The 18,455-nt window shown below is 64.9% G+C and carries 20 protein-coding genes and 1 tRNA gene; 7 read left to right on the top strand and 14 right to left on the bottom strand.

Annotated features, from left to right (window positions below):
• Positions 1 to 84: 84 nt before the first annotated feature.
• Positions 85 to 1,620 (top strand): 2-polyprenylphenol 6-hydroxylase, encoded by a 1,536-nt coding sequence (ubiB, locus tag ACIGJE_RS05000; protein ID WP_394313517.1) that lies wholly within the window; start codon positions 85 to 87, stop codon positions 1,618 to 1,620.
• An 88-nt stretch (positions 1,621 to 1,708) separates the two neighbouring features.
• Here ubiB and ACIGJE_RS04995 read toward each other — a convergent pair whose 3' ends face one another.
• The 10 genes from ACIGJE_RS04995 to metB form a co-directional block, all read right to left on the bottom strand.
• Entirely contained in the window at positions 1,709 to 2,119 is a 411-nt protein-coding gene (locus tag ACIGJE_RS04995) for a DUF805 domain-containing protein (protein ID WP_415082875.1), read from the bottom strand.
• A gap of 274 nt (positions 2,120 to 2,393) precedes the next feature.
• Positions 2,394 to 2,834: a DUF805 domain-containing protein gene (locus tag ACIGJE_RS04990; RefSeq protein WP_483679430.1), complete on the bottom strand. Its 441-nt coding sequence runs from the start codon at positions 2,832 to 2,834 to the stop codon at positions 2,394 to 2,396.
• 236 nt (positions 2,835 to 3,070) lie between these two features.
• The gene (locus ACIGJE_RS04985; RefSeq protein ID WP_415082871.1) at positions 3,071 to 3,496 is read right to left on the bottom strand and encodes a DUF805 domain-containing protein; all 426 of its coding nucleotides are present in this window, start codon (positions 3,494 to 3,496) and stop codon (positions 3,071 to 3,073) included.
• 156 nt (positions 3,497 to 3,652) lie between these two features.
• Positions 3,653 to 5,572, bottom strand: a complete 1,920-nt coding sequence (gene cysN, locus ACIGJE_RS04980; protein ID WP_394313400.1) for a sulfate adenylyltransferase subunit CysN — start codon at positions 5,570 to 5,572, stop codon at positions 3,653 to 3,655.
• On the bottom strand, positions 5,572 to 6,480 hold the full coding sequence (gene cysD / locus ACIGJE_RS04975) for a sulfate adenylyltransferase subunit CysD (RefSeq protein ID WP_311939757.1): 909 nt from the start codon (positions 6,478 to 6,480) through the stop codon (positions 5,572 to 5,574). Before cysD ends, cysN begins: the two co-directional genes overlap by 1 nt.
• Before the next feature lie 213 nt (positions 6,481 to 6,693).
• On the bottom strand, positions 6,694 to 7,041 hold the full coding sequence (locus ACIGJE_RS04970; protein ID WP_311939759.1) for a cupredoxin domain-containing protein: 348 nt from the start codon (positions 7,039 to 7,041) through the stop codon (positions 6,694 to 6,696).
• Positions 7,038 to 7,562: a DUF4142 domain-containing protein gene (locus tag ACIGJE_RS04965; protein WP_311939760.1), complete on the bottom strand. Its 525-nt coding sequence runs from the start codon at positions 7,560 to 7,562 to the stop codon at positions 7,038 to 7,040. The genes ACIGJE_RS04970 and ACIGJE_RS04965 overlap by 4 nt, the downstream gene beginning before the upstream one ends.
• 69 nt (positions 7,563 to 7,631) lie before the next feature.
• Positions 7,632 to 8,306 (bottom strand): RNA polymerase sigma factor, encoded by a 675-nt coding sequence (locus ACIGJE_RS04960; RefSeq protein ID WP_415082868.1) that lies wholly within the window; start codon positions 8,304 to 8,306, stop codon positions 7,632 to 7,634.
• Between the two features lie 106 nt (positions 8,307 to 8,412).
• Entirely contained in the window at positions 8,413 to 9,111 is a 699-nt protein-coding gene (locus ACIGJE_RS04955) for a 5-formyltetrahydrofolate cyclo-ligase (protein ID WP_311939763.1), read from the bottom strand.
• A gap of 31 nt (positions 9,112 to 9,142) precedes the next feature.
• Positions 9,143 to 10,336 (bottom strand): cystathionine gamma-synthase, encoded by a 1,194-nt coding sequence (gene metB, locus ACIGJE_RS04950; RefSeq protein WP_415082865.1) that lies wholly within the window; start codon positions 10,334 to 10,336, stop codon positions 9,143 to 9,145.
• A 195-nt stretch (positions 10,337 to 10,531) separates the two neighbouring features.
• Here metB and ACIGJE_RS04945 point away from each other — a divergent pair, with 195 nt between their 5' ends.
• From ACIGJE_RS04945 to ACIGJE_RS04930, 4 genes are all read left to right on the top strand, one after another.
• A complete protein-coding gene (locus ACIGJE_RS04945) occupies positions 10,532 to 11,407 on the top strand; it encodes a LysR family transcriptional regulator (RefSeq protein ID WP_415082863.1) in 876 nt (291 codons plus the stop codon).
• A 140-nt stretch (positions 11,408 to 11,547) separates the two neighbouring features.
• Positions 11,548 to 12,432 carry a sugar phosphate isomerase/epimerase family protein gene (locus tag ACIGJE_RS04940; protein WP_415082861.1) on the top strand — a complete coding sequence of 295 codons (885 nt, stop codon included), beginning with the start codon at positions 11,548 to 11,550 and terminating at the stop codon, positions 12,430 to 12,432.
• Positions 12,433 to 12,612: 180 nt separating this feature from the next.
• Complete coding sequence (locus ACIGJE_RS04935; RefSeq protein ID WP_367623695.1) at positions 12,613 to 13,839, top strand: ROK family protein; 1,227 nt, start codon at positions 12,613 to 12,615, stop codon at positions 13,837 to 13,839.
• A gap of 44 nt (positions 13,840 to 13,883) precedes the next feature.
• Positions 13,884 to 14,831, top strand: coding sequence for a tagatose kinase (locus tag ACIGJE_RS04930; protein ID WP_415082859.1), 948 nt, complete (start codon positions 13,884 to 13,886; stop codon positions 14,829 to 14,831).
• Positions 14,832 to 15,009: 178 nt separating this feature from the next.
• Here the strand turns inward: ACIGJE_RS04930 and ACIGJE_RS04925 are convergent, their stop codons facing one another.
• The 4 genes from ACIGJE_RS04925 to ACIGJE_RS04910 all read right to left on the bottom strand — a co-directional run bounded on the left by ACIGJE_RS04925 (position 15,010) and on the right by ACIGJE_RS04910 (position 16,738).
• The gene (locus ACIGJE_RS04925) at positions 15,010 to 15,267 is read right to left on the bottom strand and encodes a GlsB/YeaQ/YmgE family stress response membrane protein (protein ID WP_311939775.1); all 258 of its coding nucleotides are present in this window, start codon (positions 15,265 to 15,267) and stop codon (positions 15,010 to 15,012) included.
• A 90-nt stretch (positions 15,268 to 15,357) separates the two neighbouring features.
• A complete protein-coding gene (locus tag ACIGJE_RS04920) occupies positions 15,358 to 15,789 on the bottom strand; it encodes a hypothetical protein (protein ID WP_483679426.1) in 432 nt (143 codons plus the stop codon).
• 290 nt (positions 15,790 to 16,079) lie between these two features.
• Positions 16,080 to 16,155: transfer RNA gene (locus ACIGJE_RS04915), tRNA-Ala, on the bottom strand.
• A gap of 187 nt (positions 16,156 to 16,342) precedes the next feature.
• Positions 16,343 to 16,738, bottom strand: a complete 396-nt coding sequence (locus ACIGJE_RS04910) for a TIGR02300 family protein (RefSeq protein WP_311939779.1) — start codon at positions 16,736 to 16,738, stop codon at positions 16,343 to 16,345.
• Positions 16,739 to 17,006: 268 nt separating this feature from the next.
• Here ACIGJE_RS04910 and ACIGJE_RS04905 point away from each other — a divergent pair, with 268 nt between their 5' ends.
• Entirely contained in the window at positions 17,007 to 17,792 is a 786-nt protein-coding gene (locus ACIGJE_RS04905) for a 3-phosphoshikimate 1-carboxyvinyltransferase (protein WP_415082855.1), read from the top strand.
• 29 nt (positions 17,793 to 17,821) lie between these two features.
• Positions 17,822 to 18,445 (top strand): (d)CMP kinase, encoded by a 624-nt coding sequence (cmk, locus tag ACIGJE_RS04900; protein ID WP_311939783.1) that lies wholly within the window; start codon positions 17,822 to 17,824, stop codon positions 18,443 to 18,445.
• The last annotated feature ends 10 nt before the right edge of the window (positions 18,446 to 18,455 follow it).

Genomic DNA, 18,455 nt, shown 5'->3' with positions numbered 1-18,455 from the left:
CAATGCGCCTGCGCGTGCTATCGACCTCCCCGCGAATTCATTCGGCTGGTACCCTTGGCTTCTTTCCTCGACCCTTTTCGTCTCATGCGCGCCGGCTGGACGCTGGCCCGCGAGGGCGCGCTCGGCCTCGTCGACATCCATGATTTGCCGGCACCGGCGCGACTGGCGGTGCGCCTCGGCCGGCTGGTCGAAAAACGCAACGTCAGCGGCGGCAAGGGCCTCGCGGCTGCCCTGGTGAAGCTCGGGCCGAGCTGGGTGAAGCTCGGGCAGTTCCTCGCCACCAGGCCGGATGTCGTCGGCTTTGCGGTGGCGCGCGACCTGGAAGAGCTGCAGGACCGCATGCCGCCCTTCCCGCAGGCCATCGCCATTGCCGAGATCGAAAGGGCGCTGGGCGGGCCGCTGAACCAGTTCTTCGCCGAGCTTTCCGAGCCTGTCGCCGCCGCCTCGGTGGCACAGGTGCACAAGGGCGTCATCCGCGATGCGGACGGCGAGCGCGAAGTGGCGGTGAAGGTGCTGCGCCCGGGCGTCGACCGGCGCTTTCGCTCCGACCTTTCCACCTTCTATTTCGCCGCGCGCACCATCGAGCGGCTCGACCCGCGCTCCAAGCGCCTCAAGCCGGTCGAGACCGTCGACATGCTGGCGCGGACCGTCGCCTTCGAGATGGATTCGCGCCTGGAGGCAGCGGCCCTGTCGGAAATGGCGGAGAACATCGCCGAAGATCCCGATTTCCGCATCCCTGCACCGGACTGGAATCGCACGGCCCGCAGCGTGCTGACGCTGGAATGGATCGAAGGCATTCCCCTGTCCGACATCGACAGGCTGAAGGCGGCCGGCTTCGATCTCGTCGAGCTCGCCCGCATCATCATCCAGTCCTTCCTGCGCCATGCCATCCGCGACGGTTTCTTCCACGCCGACATGCATCAGGGCAATTTGATGATCGATGCCTCGGGCCAGCTCGTGGCGGTCGATTTCGGCATCATGGGTCGTGCCGGCCTGAAGGAGCGCCGTTTCCTCGCCGAGATCCTGCACGGCTTCATCACCCGCAACTACCGGCGGGTGGCCGAAGTGCATTTCGAGGCGGGCTACGTGCCTCGGAGCCATTCGATCGACGATTTCGCCCAGGCCATCCGCGCCATCGGCGAACCGATCCACCAGAAGCGGGCCGACGAGATCTCGATGGCCAAGCTCCTGACGCTGCTGTTCGAGATCACCGAGCTCTTCGACATGAAGACCCGGCCGGAGCTGATCCTGTTGCAGAAGACGATGGTGGTGGTGGAGGGCGTCGCCCGGCGGCTCAATCCCAAGCTCGACATGTGGGCGACGGCCGATCCTGTGGTGCGTGACTGGATCGAGCGCAATCTCGGGCCGCTCGGCAAGCTCGGCGATCTGGGCCAGCAGACGCTGGAGGCGGGCAAGTCGTTCACCTTGCTGCCGAGCCTGCTCAACCGGGCCGAGACCTTGGCCGAACGCCTCAACGAGGCGGCGGAAAAGGGCTTTGCCCTGCTGCCCGACAGCATCGAGGCGATCGGCAAGGCCGAGGCCCGCCGCAATCGCTGGGGCAATGCAGCCCTATGGCTGATCGCCCTCGCCGCGCTCTATTTGGCGTGGAAACTGGTCTGAGCGCAGCGGCGTAGGCGACGGCATCATCTGGGGCCAAACGCTTCAGCGCCGAAAACCAGGGGCCGAACGAGTTCGGCCCCTTTGCTGTTCAGGAAAAGACACCGGCGACTTCGTTGCCGCCGATACCCTTGGGCGAGGGACCGTATTGGTTGGGACCCTGGGTACCGTCGAGGAAGCCGAGTTCGATGAGAACCCAGATGGCGCCGACGAGGGGAATGAAGCTGACCAGCAGGAACCAGCCACTCCTGTTGCGGTCGTGGCAGCGCCGAACCCCGATGGAAAGCCCGGACCAGACGAAGCCGACATAGACGACGATGCCGATCACGCCCAGCACATAGATGAGCGGACTATCCGGCGTCACGGTCAGCGCCAGGCCGTAGAAGATTCCCACGACGACGCACAGGGCGAGCCATTGCAGAAGATGATAGATCCAGTAGTTGCTGCGGCGCAGCCGGCCCTGGAAACTGAACAATTTCTCCGCAAGTGTCGGTTCATTCATCGCACTCAACCCCTTTTGCTCATCAGCTCTTGCGATTTCGATGTTTGCCGGCCTATCAGCACAAACGATTGAAAACAAGACGTCAATCTCGATCGGTGGAGAAGCGTGTTTCCAGCGTGACAGAAGAACAGCAGCCAGGCCGCCTGATCTCGTGGCACTTTACAATTCAGGAAATTGTCACAATACGAGCCATGGTCTTCATCTCACCTTGGCCTTGCAGGCCATAGGCGAGAAACCTCTTCGGCATCCCTGGGCTTTGACCGTCAGCTTGCCTTCAACGATCCTCGTTCGCTGCCCGCCATTGGCTGGCCATGCCCTCCGGTTCAGGGCCGAAGCGATTGACAGCACGGGTACCGCGCCAGAAAAACAGATCGACCAGCAGCCAGAGATTGGCAAGCGGGATCAGTCCCATCAGCAGGAACCAGGCTGAATGGTCGCGATCATGGCAGCGCTTGGCCAGGATGCAGAAGCCCATCCAGCCCGCCAAGAGGCCGAGCCCTCCGAGCGGCGTCCAAGGCATCACCTGCAATGCCGCTGCCGGATCACGGCGGTAATAGGCGAATACCCATCCACCCCAGACGAAGGCGGCCGCCGCGAACATCACGCCCAGGCAGGCATAGGCGAACAAGGCGTCGAAGCGAGGAATCCGGCCCTTCGGGCTGAGCAGCATCCGCCCGACGGTCATGCCGCCATCATTTGCACCGGCCTGTGCCATGTTACATTCGTCGCGCCTGGCGTTTCCTCGAGCAAAACGCGTTCAGGCGCGAGCGCTTGTTTGCTCTATCTCTTTGGTTCGACGCGTCTTTGCGATTCGAGAGGCTTCCGTCCAATCGCAAAACACCGGAACGAGGATACACCTGGAACGATATTGCGCCAACGGCCTGCAACTTGAGGTACCGGGCGGGACAACGGCCCGCCTGCTCGACGACGATTTCTTCAAGCCACGGGGTTCTATGCTTGCGGAGGCCATTCGTCGGCAGGCGGGCCGAAGCGGTTGGGGCCCGGCGTTCCCTTGATGAAACCCATCTCGACCAGGGTCCACAGCGCGATGAGATTGCCCAGCCAGGCCAACAAGGGCTGGACCATGATCGCTGCGATCCAGAAACCGAGGCAGCCCGCCGTCCAGCCGACATACCATAGGCCGGATTTATCGCGGTCGTGACAGCGCTTGAAGCCGGCGGCCAGATAGGGCCAGGCGCAGACGACCCAGCCGATCGCACTCATGCGGAAAATCTTGGCAGGCCCCTCGTCGTCGAAACTGGAGGTGGCGAACAGCCACCAGGCAATCCAGACCAGATAGACGAAAGCCAGCGGCACCGTGACGAGAAGATAGGCATGCCGGCCGATGCGGCCCTTGAAGGAAAACAAACCAGCCATCACGCCCCATGATCAATGATGCCGGTCCGACAAGGCCTCGCTGGACACCCGGCCGGCCCGACACAGGCCAGCTCCTCGTGCAAGAATCTCATCACGACGAGCCGGTCTATGCTAGATCGCGGCGGTATCCGGCACCAGCGCCTATTCGAAAATAGGTTACAGCCCCCAATCGTCCTGGTGGTCGAGCAGGCCGCGCTCGCGCAGGGCTTTCACCACGGCCTGCGCCAGGGTGTCGGGCGTCTTGCCCACGGTCTGCAGCACGATCTCGGCATTCTCGGGCCGCTCATAGGGGCTGCTGACGCCGGTGAAGTGCTTGATCTCGCCGGCCAGGGCCTTGGCATAGAGCCCCTTGGGATCGCGCTTGATGCAATCCTCGATCGGGGTGTCGACGAAGACCTCGATGAACTCGCCGGCTTCGACCAGGGAGCGAACGAGCGCACGCTCCGCCTCGAAGGGCGAGATGAAGGAGCACAGCACGATGGTGCCGCTCTCGACGAACAGCTTGGCCACCTCGCCGACGCGGCGGATGTTCTCGACCCGGTCGGCATCGGTGAAGCCGAGATCACGGTTGAGGCCATGGCGGACATTGTCGCCGTCGAGCAGCATGGTGTGATGGCCGGCATGGGCAAGCTCGGCCTCGACCAGATTGGCGATGGTCGACTTGCCCGAGCCCGACAGGCCGGTGAACCAGACGATCGCCGACTTCTGGTGCTTGAGCGCCGAACGGGCGAGCTTGTCGATAGTGAGCGACTGGCGATGGATATTGGTGGCCCGGCGCAAGGCGAAATCGATCATGCCGGCGGCCGCGGTCTGATTGGTCGCGCGGTCGATCAGGATGAAGGCGCCGGTCTCGCGGTTGTCGACATAGGAGTCGATCGCCACCGGCACGCCGGTCGCCACGTTGACGACGCCGATCTCGTTGAGCTGCAGCGTGCGGGCCGCCAGATGCTCCTGGGTGTTGACGTCGATCTTGTGCTTGATCGAGGTGATGGTGGCGGGCGCGAACTTGGTGCCGATGCGCAGCATGTAGGAGCGCCCCGGCAGCAGGGCGTCCTCGGACATCCAGATCAGGTGGGCGGCAAACTGGTCGGTGACGTCGGGCCGCTCGGTGGTGCGGGAGAACACGTCGCCGCGGGCGGCATCGATCTCGTCGGCGAGCGTGAGGGTGACCGCATCGCCGGCGACGGCCTCCTCGAGGTCGCCGTCCTGGGTGACGATGCGCGTCACCACCGAGGTCTTGCCCGAGGCCGCCACCGTGACGCTGTCGCCCGGACGAATGGTCCCGGAGGCGAGCGTGCCGGAAAAGCCCCGGAAATCGAGATTGGGCCGGTTCACCCATTGCACCGGGAAGCGGAAGGGTTTCTTCACGGCATCGGAGGCGACGTCGATCGTCTCCAGATGCTCGATCAGGATCGGGCCGTGATACCAGTCCATATGGGTCGAACGCATCGAGACGTTTTCGCCGAAGCGTGCGGAGATCGGGATCAGGGTGACCGAGGTGAAATCGAGATTGGCGGTGAAAGCCAGAATGTCGTGGACGATCTTCTCGAAGACGACACGATCATAATCCACCAGGTCGATCTTGTTGACCGCGACCACGATGTGGCGGATGCCGAGCAGCGAGCAGATGGTGGCATGGCGCTTGGTCTGCACCAGCACGCCCTTGCGGGCATCGATCATCAGCACGGCGAGATCGGCGGTGGAGGCCCCCGTCGCCATGTTGCGGGTATATTGCTCGTGGCCGGGCGTGTCGGCCACGATGAAGGAGCGCTTGGCGGTGGAGAAGAAGCGATAAGCGACATCGATGGTGATGCCCTGCTCGCGTTCAGCCTCCAGCCCGTCGACCAGGAGGGCGAAGTCGATGTCCTCGCCGGTGGTGCCGTGACGCTTGGAATCCTTTTCCAGCGTGGCGAGCTGGTCCTCGAAGATCAGCTTGGAATCATAGAGCAGCCGGCCGATCAGGGTCGACTTGCCGTCATCGACGGAGCCGCAGGTGAGGAAGCGCAGCAGCCCCTTTTCGCGGGGCTTGAGCATTTCGGCGAGCGAGAGCTGGGTCTGGGGGGCAGCAGCGTTCATCAGAAATAGCCCTCGCGCTTCTTCTTTTCCATCGAGGCCGATTCGTCATTGTCGATCAGGCGGCCTTGGCGCTCGGAGGTGCGGGCCGTGAGCATTTCGCGCACGATGTCGGCCACGGAGGTCGCCTCGGAATCGATGGCGCCCGAAAGCGGATAGCAGCCGAGCGTACGGAAGCGGACGCGGCGCATCTCAGGCACCTCCCCCGGCTCCAGCGGCAGGCGCTCGTCGTCGACCATCAGCATGGTGCCGGCCCGGAACACCACCGGCCGCTCCTTGGCAAGATAGAGCGGCACGATCGGGATGTCCTCTTCGAGGATGTATTGCCAGATGTCGAGCTCGGTCCAGTTCGACAGCGGGAAGACGCGGATCGATTCGCCCTGCCGGATCTTGGTGTTGTAGAGCGACCACAATTCCGGGCGCTGGTTGCGTGGGTCCCAGGTGTGGTTGGCGGTGCGGAAGGAGAAGATGCGCTCCTTGGCGCGGCTCTTCTCCTCGTCGCGGCGGGCGCCGCCGAAGGCCGCGTCGAACTTGTACTTGTCGAGGGCCTGGCGCAGCCCCTCGGTCTTCATCACCTGGGTGTGCAGGGAGGAACCGGAGGTGATCGGATTGATGCCCCGCTCGACGCCGTCCTGGTTGATATGCACGATCAGGTCGAGCCCGTAGCGCTTGGCGATCTCGTCGCGGAACGCGATCATGTCCTTGAACTTCCAGGTCGTGTCGACATGCAGCAGCGGGAAGGGCAGCTTGGAGGGATAGAACGCCTTCAGGGCCAGATGCAGCATCACCCCCGAATCCTTGCCGATGGAATAGAGCATCACCGGATTGGCGAATTCGGCCGCGACTTCGCGGATGATCCCGATCGACTCGGCTTCGAGCCGCTTGAGATGAGGGGAGAGGGTGCGGGACATTGGCGCCTATGGGCCCTTTTCACATTGGAAAATGTGTAATTAGGGCATTTTACATAGAATGTCAGGGCTGCCGGCGCAAGTGCGTTTCTTGCGCGGAGAATAGGCAGGACCCCAGCATGTCACCGCGGGAGCCGGGCTGCAAGGCGAGGCCCACCTCTCGCCCCTAGGGGGAGAAAAGACAATGCCGGCGCTCTTGCCGGCACTGTCTGGCCGTCACAGTTTCGGCTTCACCCGGATGATGCCGGTCATTTGCGGATGAAACCGGCAGAAATAGGACATCACGCCAGGCGCGGTCATGGGGATGCTCTCGCTCTTTCCCTCCGGCAGGGCGACGTCCCATTGGCCGCTACGGTCTGTCGCAGTATGGCCGACGAAATCGGCGTTCCGCCATTCGATGACGTCGCCGACCCGGGCTTCGACGACGGCGGGCTCGAAAGCAAGATCGCTGACCGTGATCGCGATCGTGGCGGCGCATGCCGTTCCGCCCCAGAGCAGTATCATGCCGGCTGCAATGCCGATCGCGGCGCGGCACGATGCTCTTGCCTCGGAGTGACGCCTCATTTCAGTGAGCCCGCCAGATGTTCGGCATGCAGTTCATGACCCTGGAAGATCTTGAGCCCGGTCTGCAGCAGGCTTTTGAGCTCGGCATTGCCGGCAGCCGGAATGAGCGTATCGGCGAGGGCGGCGTTGACGGTCTTGTGGTAGCCGACCTCATTGTCCGCATAGGCCTTGTCGAAGGCCGGCCCCTCGAGAGCCGCAAGGCTGGCGCGCTTGGCTTCGGCCTGGCTGACCAGACCCTTGCTGACATCGTTGTCTTCGGGCGCGACCTGCAGCTTCTTGACCAGCGCAAGCGCCTTGCCGTTCACGGCCTCATGGTCATGGACCATGTTCCGGGCGAAGGCCACGACCTCCTTGTTCTTCGATTTCTTCAGCGCCAGCCTGGCTGTCTCGATGTCCAGCACGCCCGCCGTGTAGGCGATATGGGCGATCTGCGGATCGGTAAGGCCGCCGGCCCGGGCCGGCGCGCCGGCGGTCAGAATGGCGAGAACGGCTGCCGTTCCCGCAAGCCTGGCAATCAACATGGCATTTCTCCTGTGCAAAGACGTCTGCAGGAGATTGGATGCCGGCGCCGCGACTTGGTTTCCGCTGCCTCAGGGGCTGGACAGAATTTTTTCGATCACGGCTCGCGTCATGCGTTCGCAGCGCCAGCCGTCGAATGGGAAGGTGTCCATCAGATGCGGGCCGGCCTGGCGCTCCAATGCCTCGCGCAGCAGGCGGCGCGCCCGGTGCAGACGGGTCTTCACCGTTTCGGGCCTGAGGCCGAGCAGCGCCGCCGTCTCCTCCAGGCTCATCTCCTCGACCAGCCGTGCCATCAGGACAACCCGGTAGATCGCCGGCAACTCGTCGATCGCCATTTCCAGCAGGGACTGGATCTGTCTCTGGGCCATGGTCCGCTCCGGATCGGCCGCCATGGCCTGGATTGGGAAGGGGATCACCTCGCCGGCCAGAAGGGCCCTACCCGTCTCGATCCCGATTGCGGGCCGCCTTGCCCGCACGCGGCCGAGCGCCTCGTTCATGGCGATGCGAGTCAGCCAGGTCGCAAGGCTGGAATCGCGGCGAAAGGCCGGCAGCGCCGCAAAGGCCCGCATATAGGCGGCCTGCACGGCTTCCTCCGCCTCGTCGTCGTCACGCAGGATGCTGCGGGCGATCCGATAGAGGCGGCGATTGTGCTGCGTCGTGATCGTACGGATAGCTTCGGGCTCACGCCGGATCGCCCTGTCGATCAGGTCGTCGACCGGATGAATCTGCAGACCGGGATGGGACATCGGAGTCGATACCTCGTTGGGAACGCGTGATTGGATGCGTCCCGTCTCCAAAGGTTCCCGATGAAATTCGGCGCTTCCCACTGCCCTCTTGGTGGGCAAGAGCCCATCAATCGCTGGGGTAGCGCCGTACACCCTGATCCGTGACGATGGCGTCGAGCGGGATATCGTGCGCCAGGGGATGGATGGTACGGATCGCCGCCTCGGCATAGCCGACGCCGAGCGCCACTACGCTCGCCGGGAGGCTTGCCAGCGTGCGGTCGAAATAGCCGCCGCCGTAACCGAGCCGGAAACCTCGGGCGTCATGGCCGACCACCGGCGCCAGGCAGATGTCGGGTACCACCTTGCGACCGCCCTCGGGCACCGGGATGTTCCAGAAGCCCTTGACCAGCTTCTCGCCCTGCCGCCAGGTGCGGAACACCAGCGGCGCGTTCCTTTCCACCACCAGCGGCAGAGCCGTGATTGCGCCACGTATGGCGAGCGCCTCGGCCCAGTCACGCAGATTGGGCTCGCCCCGCAAGGGCCAGTAGAAGCTCACCACCCGCCCGGCGACATCGCCGACGACGGCATCGAGATGTCCGGCGATCGCCTGGGTCTTCCCGGTTCTCAGATCGACAGGCATGGCCAGGCGCTCGGCGATCAGGCGCGCCCGCTCTCCTTTGCGCCAGGCCATGATCTCCGCGCGACGCTCGCCCTGCATCCGCGCTGCGGTATCGAGCTGGCCGCCCTCGGCCTCATGAGCGAAACAGGCTGACGAGGCGAAGGGACGCACAGCATCGTCGGCGTCGTTGCGATCGGCTTCCATCATGGCATCGGCCCCCTGATCGAAGGTACGGCTATCATGTCCCAAACGCCCGCTGCCGGCCAGTCTCGTGCGGGCGAGCCGCCTCCAGCGCCTGGGCGAGATCGGCCAGCAGGTCGCCCTCGGCCTCCAACCCCACCGAAAGCCGCAACAGGCTGTCCTTGATGCCCGCGGCTGCCCGCGCGGCCTCACCCATGCCGAGATGGGTCATGGTGGCGGGGTGGGCAACCAGGCTTTCGACGCCGCCGAGCGACTCGGCGAGGGTGAACACCCTGACGGCCTCGACGAAGCGCTTGACGGCCAGGGGGCCGCCGGCGATCTCGAAACTGAGCATGGCGCCGAAACCGGCCTGCTGACGCCGGGCGATCTCGTGGCCGGGATGGCCTGGCAGGCCCGGATAATACACGGCGGCAACGCCGTCATGGCCGGCCAGGAAAGCCGCGATCGCGCCCGCGGAACGCTGCTGGTGCTCGATGCGGGGAAACAGGGTGCGGACGCCGCGCAGCGTCTGATAGGCATCGAAAGGCGAACCGGTGACACCGGTCAGATTGGCCCAGAAAGCCAGCTCCGTAACATCCTCGGCCCTCGCAGCCACCACCGCGCCGCCGATCACGTCGGAATGGCCGTTCAGATATTTGGTGGTGGAGTGGATGACGAAATCGGCGCCGAGGCCGATCGGCTTCTGCAGCGCCGGCGAGAGGAAGGTATTGTCGACGGCAAGCGCCGCCCCCACCCTATGGGCCTTGCCGGCGATGGCGGCGATGTCGACGACGCGCATCAGGGGATTGCTGGGGCTTTCGACCAGCACCAGGGCTGGACGCCGGGCCATGGCGGCATCGAGTGCGTTCTCGTCGGTCTGGTCGACCAAAGTGAGGTTGAACTGGCCCTTGTTGGCACGCATGGCCAGGAGGCGCTGCGTGCCGCCATAGCAGTCATGCGGCGCCAGGATGGTCTCGCCGGGATTGAGGCGCGACAGCACCAGATCGACCGCCGCCATGCCGCTGGCGACAACCACAGCGCCGGCCCCCCCTTCAAGCGCCGCCAGCGTCTCGGCAAGCTGGTCCCGCGTCGGGTTGCGCGTACGCCCATATTCATAGGTCCCGGCCTGTTCGAAGCCGCCGAAGGCGTAGGAACTGGCGAGGTAGAGAGGCGGAGCCACCGCGCGGAAGGCCTTGTCGGCCGCCATGCCGTTGCTGGCGGCAATCGTTTCGGGAGACCTGTCGTCCGTCATGCCATTTCACTCGATACCACCGCGTTTCGATCGAAACGCGTCTTGCTTCCGCCAGGCCAGACACCGGGCCGACGCCCCGCCGCACGGCGGATCCGTCCTGCCGCATCAGGCGGTCCTGGAGTTGTGACATCGGAAATGAACTCAGACAAACGCATTGTTATTGCAGTTCAATGCAAAATCCATAATCTTATTTTCATGGATATCGGGCTTGCACGAACCTTCCTGGAAATTGCGCAGAACGGCAGCTTCGCCGCCGCGGCCGAGCGCCTGAATCTGACGCAGACGGCGGTCAGCGCGCGCATCCGGGCCCTCGAACAGCAGATCGGCCGCCGCCTTTTCGTCCGCAACAAGGCCGGGGCTCGGCTCACGCCGGCCGGCGAGCGCTTCGTCGGACCGGCCGCCGCCCTGGTCCAGGTGTGGGAACGCGCCCGGCAGGAGGTCGCGCTGCCGCCCGGACGGGAGGACGGCATCAGCCTGGGCGGCGAGCTCAGCCTCTGGCATCCCCTTCTCGCCGACTGGTTGGCCTGGATGCATCGCGAATGCCCGCGCGTCGCTCTGCGCGTCGAGGTCGATACGCCATCCCGGCTGGTCGAGCGCGTCAGGGAAGGCTCGCTCGATCTGGTCACGCTCTACAATCCACCGCAATATCGCGACATCGTCGCCGAACTGGTGGTGGAGGAACAACTGGTGCTGGTGACGACTGCCGCCGACGGGACAGTGGATCGCGACAGCTACATCCAGGTCGATTGGGGGCCGGCTTTCGCCCTCAACCACCGCGCCGCCTTTCCCGATTTCTCCGCCGCCCCCCTGGCGATTTCGCTCGGGCCCCTGGCGCTGACCCACATTCTCTCGGTAGGGGGCTCGGGCTATTTTCGCGCCGGCGCGGTCACGCCCTTCCTCGCCGATGGGCGCCTGCGGCTGGTGAAGGGGGCACCGGCCTTCTCCCATTCGATCTATGCGCTCCATGCCGCCCGGCGGGACAATCCGGCCCTCCATCGGGCGCGCGAGGGCCTTCGTTTCGTTGCCGCCCGCGCCGAGCGGCCGGGACTGGGCGTTGCGACCATCGGATAGCAATCGCCGAGAGGACGCGAGCGGCCTTGCTTGAACGAAAAGAAGTTTGCTGCTACTCACAACAAATAAGACCAAAAAAGCATGATCGAGCCGGCACGTTCCGGACGGAACCCGGCCGGCGCAACAGGGCAGGATCCACCATGGACAAACTCGGCATTCATTCCTTCGTATGGACGGGCGGCACCACCCAGCAGGATCTCGAAGGCGCGATGGAGAAGTCGCATCGTCTCGGCTACAAGCTGATCGAATTTCCCCGTCTCGATCCCCGCAAATTCGATGTGTCCTGGCTGGCGCAGCGCCTCAAGGACTATGATCTCGCCGTGACAGTCACCATGGGCCTGCCCCTGGAAGGCGACATTTCGAGCGAGGATGCCGCCGTGGTGCGCCGGGGCGAGGAGATCCTGTCCGACGCGGTCGCCATCACGCGCGATCTCGGCGGCCACAAGCTCGGCGGCATCATCTTCTCGGCCCATACCAAATATCGCAGCCTGCCCACGCGCAAGGGCTGGGACAACAGCGTGGCCGCGCTGTCCCGCCTGGCCGACAAGGCCAAGCAGGCCGGCGTCAGCCTCAATCTCGAAATCGTCAACCGCTTCGAGACCAACCTGCTCAACACCACCGCGCAGGGCCTTGCCTTCATCAAGGATACCGGTTCGGACAACATCTTCCTGCACCTCGACACCTTCCACATGAACATCGAGGAAGCCGATCCCGTACAGGCCATCCGGCTTGCCGGCGACAAGCTCGGCTATTTCCACATCGGCGAAAGCAATCGCGGCTATCTCGGCTCGGGCGTGATCGACTTCCCCGCCATTTTCGACGCCCTCGTTGCCAGCGGCTACGAGGACTGGATCACCTTCGAGAGCTTTTCCTCCGAAGTGGTCGACGAGGATCTCTCGATCATCTGCGCGATCTGGCGCAACACCTGGACCGACAATGTCGAGCTCGCCAAGCGCGCCAAGGCCTTCATCGACGATCGCTACGCCGAAGCCCGGCGCAAGGCCGAGACGGCCCGCACGCCGTGAAGGCGGCTTGCTATGCGGCCCGCTCGCCCGCCCCGCTTCGCATCATGCGCCATCCATGGAAGCAACCGGGACAACGCTGTTCTAACACGTTGTTTCGACGAGCCTTTGCGCGGTTTGACGATTCCATCGGGTCGCAAGACATTGTAGTCTCCTCCTCCCTTCCGAGCGGATCTCCCCATCTTGGCAACGCCGCAAACCGTCCGTCATCTCAATGAAATCAGGGCTCTCAATGCCCTGTTCCGCGACGCTGGCATGAGCCGGGCCGACCTCGCCCGGGCCCTCGGCCTCAACCGTTCGACCACCGGCAACATCATCACCGGCCTGATGACGGAAGGCCTCGCCGTCGAGCGCCGCGACGAACCGCGCAGCGAGAATGCCGGCAAGACCGGCCGCCCTGGCATCCGGGTGCAGATCGATCCTGCCGGCGCCAGCTTTCTGGGCGCGGAGATCGGCGTCGACCGGCTTACGGTCGTCGCCATCGACATGCTGGCACAGGAGATCCTGCGCCTCACTTTGCCCTTCCCGACCTATCGCGAAACCCCCGAGGCCGGCACCGACCGCATGGTCGCGCTGATCGCCGAGGCCATCGAAAGCCTCGATCGGCCCGAGCGCCTGCGCGGCCTGTGCGTGACCCTGCCGGCCCTGCTGGCCTCGGACGGCACCGTGATCAACGGGCTCATGCTCGGCTGGCGCGACGTGAAGCTGAGAGAGATGGTCACCGATCGATTGAAGCGGCGCTTCCCCTCGCTCGATCCCGCGATCTCGATCGAGAATGACGCCAATGCCTTCGCCATCGCCGAGACCTATCGCGACACCACGCATCGCTCGGAGACCGTCGCCTTCCTGCTGATCGAGAACGGTGCCGGCGGCGGCATCGTCATTGGCGGCCGCCTGTTGCGCGGCTCAGCCGGCTTTGCCGGCGAATTCGGCCAGATCGTGCTCGGCGGCGACAGTGTCCAGGCCGGCCGCTCCAAGCCGGGCCATCTGGAAAGCTATATCGGCAAGGACGCCATCCTCGGCTTCTATCGCAGCCAGGGCGGCGAGGCCGATCTCGACAGGCTGCTGCAGGGCCTTGCGCGCGGGGAAGGCGCGGCGGTGGCCACCGCGCGGGCCTGGGGCGAACGCCTCGCCGCCGGCCTGATCCAGGTCACCAGCGTGCTCAACCCCGGCCTGATCATTCTCGGCGGCTCTGTCGCGCCGGTCTTCACCCATGTCGCCGCCGAGGTCAGCAAGGCCATGCAGCGCGAACTGCTCGAGGGCTTTCCGCTGCCGCGCATCGAGGTTTCCGCTCTCGGCGTTGAAGGCCCGGCCCTTGGCGGCGCCCTCCTGATGCACCAGCGCATGTTCTCCATCGACGAGAGCGCGATCTATGCCAGTGAACAGCCCATCACGCTGTTCCAGAGCTAGGCCCCAGGCCTGGCCCCCTTTTCTCCGATATCGAGGAACCTCCCATGCTTGCAGGCAAGATCGTCACCATCGGCGAGATCCTGGTGGAGATCATGGCGACCACCACCGGCAACGGCTTCCTGGAGCCGCAACCCCTGGTCGGCCCCTTCCCGAGCGGTGCGCCGGCGATCTTCATCGACCAGGTCGGCAAACTCGGCCATCCCGCCGCGATCGTCTCGGCCGTGGGCGACGACGATTTCGGTACGCTGAACCTCGAGCGCCTGCGGCGCGACGGCGTCGACGTCTCGGCCGTGGCCGTGCATGCGGGAGCGGCCACAGGCAGCGCCTTCGTACGCTACCGGCCGGATGGCGGCCGCGCCTTCGTCTACAACATGCGTGACAGCGCCGCCGGGCGCATCGCCGCCACGCCCGAGGCCGAGGCGGTGCTCGCCGAAGCGGGCCATCTCCACATCATGGGTTCGGGACTGCCGGTGCCGGCGGTCGCCGACATGATCCTGAAGACATTGCCGGGGCTCAAGGCACGCGGCGGCACAGTCTCCTTCGACCCCAATATCCGGCGCGAGATGCTGCGCGACGGCAGCAAGGCGGTCTTCCATACCGTACTGGCGGCAACCGATCTCTTCCTGCCTTCCGGCGAGGAATTGTCGCTGTTCTCCGGCGAGGGCGACGAGGACAAGGCGGTGGCGGGCCTGCTGGCGACGGGCGTCAGGGAGATCGTGCTGAAACGCGGGGCCCGCGGCGCCAGCCATTTCAGCCAGGAGGGCCGCACCGACATGCCCGGCTTTGCGGTGACCGAAATCGATCCGACCGGCGCGGGCGACTGCTTCGGCGCAACATTTCTGGTGGCGCGCCGGTTCGGCAAGCCGGTCGCGGAGGCCCTACGCTATGCCAATGCCGCAGGCGCCCACACCGTGACCATGCAGGGGCCGATGGAAGGGAGCGCGGGTTTCATCGAACTCGACCGCTTCATGGCACAAACCCGCAGCCTCTGAAGCCCGACAGCCCGCTGCACTTGTTACGAAACTGTCGCAAGCCAACGATAGCATGGCCGGGCATCGGGCCTCTCTCTCGCCCTGCCACGGCCCGGCCGGGTTCTCCAGCAGCGTTCGCTGGCTGGGCCGTGCCCCGCACCCATCGTCCGGTAGCGGCCGGGCGCAGGTCGTCGGCGCCTCAGGCGGATCGTTTCAGCATTCTTCCGAGCGCGATCAGGATGCAGGCTCCGACGAATCCGGCGATGAGATACCCAATCCAGCCACCCAGAACCACGCCGAACATGCCCAGCACCAGATTGGCGACGGCCGCGCCGACGATGCCAAGAATGATGTTCATGAGGATGCCCATATCGCTCTTCATGAACATTTCGGCCAGCCACCCCGCCAGGCCGCCGATGATGATGGCTCCGATCCAACCCACTTGCGGATTCTCCATACTGCACCCCTCTTGTGAGGCCTGGAGCCAAGCACGCCCGCTGAAGGCAATCCCTGCGACTGGCGGCAAGGCTGCCGGCTTCGCTAGACGCTATGGCACCGAGACGGGACCCTGCTGGCCCCGCGGTGAGAACGCATGGATCGGGTCATGGTTCCACATCGAATCGGGAGGCCCGACCAGCGGGCCTCCCGACGACGAAACCCGCAGGGCTCGATAGCCGTAATAGTACCGGCGGTGGTAATAGGGCCGGTAATAGTAGTAGCGCGGCCGATAATAGCGCCGATAGGGGCGATAATACCGGTAGGGCCTGTAGTAGCGTGGCCGATAATAGCGCGGCCGGTAGTGCCGGCGATAATAGTAATACTGCGCCTGCTGGACCTGGGCCGTGCCTTCCAGCGTATTTGCCATGGGGGCCGTCCGCTCGACCGGCGCAACCGGCAGGGCCGAAGACGGCGCCGAAGTGAGAGCCAGTCCGCCGAACATCATGACGACAGCGAACAAGGCCTTGAGTGAAAAGCGCATGCTTTATCTCCCTTTGCTTGGCATCTCTTGCCTCGGTCATTTTCGCTGACCCCGGTCATCCGGGCTATCGCCTACGAAACACAGAACCAGGCGAACTCGGCAAGCAGCAATCGAGCTGCAATGATCGACGGGCATTCGAGATAACCGAACGGAACGCCATCAAACTCTAGGCGCTCATCAGCACAGAGGCAATGCAATCCTTGGGGGCTTTCGTCGCGCAATAAAAAAGCCCGCTCGATGCCGGCGGGCTTGGTGGAACCGGACTTTTGCCATCGAAGTCCGGAAGGAAGTGGTGGAGCCAGGCGGGATCGAACCGCCGACCTCTACAATGCCATTGTAGCGCTCTCCCAGCTGAGCTATGACCCCACTTTTGCGAAGCGGCCTGGGAGCTGCTTCGGTGTCCCTCGGCGTCACCGCCGACGGGCCGCTCGTTTGTCACGTTTCGCGGCCCGATGCAAGACGTCTTGTGAAGAAATTTTGTAAAATCTTTCGATTGGGGAAAAGACGCGGCTCCGGGCCGGTTCCGCGTCCCTGAACGGGCTCGTTGCGAGCCTCAGCTTTCCTCGTCGTCCTCGATGCCATCGCCGATCAGATCGGTGACGTCGTCATTCTCGTCCTCGTCTTCCTCAAGGAAGGTGTCGTCGGAGCCCGGATCATCCTCGACATCGATGTCGTCGTCGCCGACCACGGCCTTGGCGGCGCTCGCCTCGTCATCGGCCTCTTCGAGGCTGATCAGTTCGGCATCCGTGTTCTGATCGAGATCGTTGTCGTCCTCGGTCTGATCGGCGGCGCGCGGAGCGACCGCGTCGGGACGGCCGCGCAGGAGCGGTGCTGCAATGGTGACCACCTGGCCGGTATAGGGCGAGATGATCGGATCCTTGTTCAAATCGTAGAATTTGCGCCCAGTCGTCGGACAGACGCGTTTCGTGCCAAGTTCGGGTCTGGCCACGGCGTGTACCTTATGTCGGAAATCGAAGTGCGAGGCCGCTACAGACTAGAAGCCCCTATGTCAATCAGAATCGCAAAGATGGCGTTTTTTCGCGATCTGGCAAGGGGTTGAATCAAGAATTCCTCCCACCGCCGGCTTTGCCCTTCGGGCCATCCATGCTAGGGCGTTTGGCCGGGCAGACTTCCAGGTCTGCCCATGCGGGGCCGAGCCCCTCGCCATCGGCATTCCGCCCTGCCGCAAATTCCTTCCGCCTGTTCGGAGCCGCTCCTTGCCCGCATCGCCCTCCCACGCCGTTTCGCTTTCTGCGCACCGGTCCCCGGAGCAGGGTCGGGCAACCCTGGCGGCACGCGACGATACAGCCGGTCTGCTCGCCATCGTCCTCGGCCTCCTCAGCGTGGGCGAGACGCGTATCGAGAACCTTCCTGAAAGCGATGGCATCCTGGCAACGGCCGAGGCCTGCCGCAGGCTGGGTGCGGCGATCGAGCGCGCCGCGGACGGAAGCTGGCGCATTCACGGCGTCGGGGTCGGCGGCCTGCTCTCGCCGGAAGGCAGCCTCGATTTGGGGGGATCCCTGGCAGGCGCTGTCCTGATGATGGGCGTTGCCGCCAGCCACGGCGTAACGGCCAGCTTCGATGGCGATCCCCCCTTGCGGGCCTGCCCGATAGCGCCTGCCTTGGTGCCCCTGATGCGGATGGGCGCCGAGATCGTCACCTCGGCCGAGGGCACACGCCTGCCCCTGACCTTGCGGGGTGCCGTCGACGCGGTGCCGATCCTCTGGCAGATGCCCGAGGGCAGCACTTCATCCCCGATCAAGCCGGACCTGGCGATCTCGGCCGTGCTGCTCGCCGGCCTCAATGCGCCCGGTGAGACCCGCGTCGTCGCGCCGCAGGCGGCCGGAGACGAAGCCATATGCCTGTTTCGGCTCTTCGGAGCGGATGTCGCGACAGCGTCCGAGCGCTCCGCACGCCTCATCGTGCTTCAGGGTCGCCCGACGCTGCGACCCGCGACCGTAACCTTACCGGCGGAAACTCCGCCTTCCTCCGCTGATGTGTAGTCGCTGATGTTTAGTCCTGGTGCCTCGTCATGATCATCGCCATTGATGGCCCCGCCGCCTCCGGAAAGGGCACCCTGGCCAAGCGCCTGGCCGCCCATCTCGGCCTGCCCCATCTCGACACCGGCCTGCTCTATCGCGCCGTCGGACGGGCCGCCATCGATGGCGGCTTCGATCTCGAGGATGCGGACGCCACCGCCGAGATCGCCGACGGGCTCGATGTCGGCAGCCTCGACGAGAACCGGCTGCGCGGGCGGGAAATGGGCGAAGCGGCCTCGGTGGTCGCCGCCCACCCCAAGGTGCGCAAGGCCCTGCTCGACCTGCAACGTCGCTTCGCCCATCAGCGCGGCGGCGCCGTGCTCGATGGGCGCGACATCGGCACGGTGATCGCGCCCGGCGCCGAGGTGAAGATCTTCGTCACCGCCGATGCCGAGATCCGGGCACGCCGGCGCCACCTCGAGCTCGAGAAGCGCGGCGATGCCCCGCCTTTCGAATCCGTGCTCGCCGATATCCGCAAGCGCGATGCCCGTGACGCCGGCCGCGCCGATGCCCCCCTCAAACCGGCGCCCGACGCCCATGTGCTCGACACCACCGCCCTCGATGTCGAGAGCGCCTTCGCTGCCGCCCTGGCGCTGGTCGAGCGCCATCGGCGTTGACTCAAAATGG

It is taken from the genome of Labrys sp. E2SS-1L (assembly GCF_057073705.1).
The sequence above is the reverse complement of the archived record's forward strand: the minus strand, read 5'-3'. Positions and strand labels throughout refer to the sequence as shown.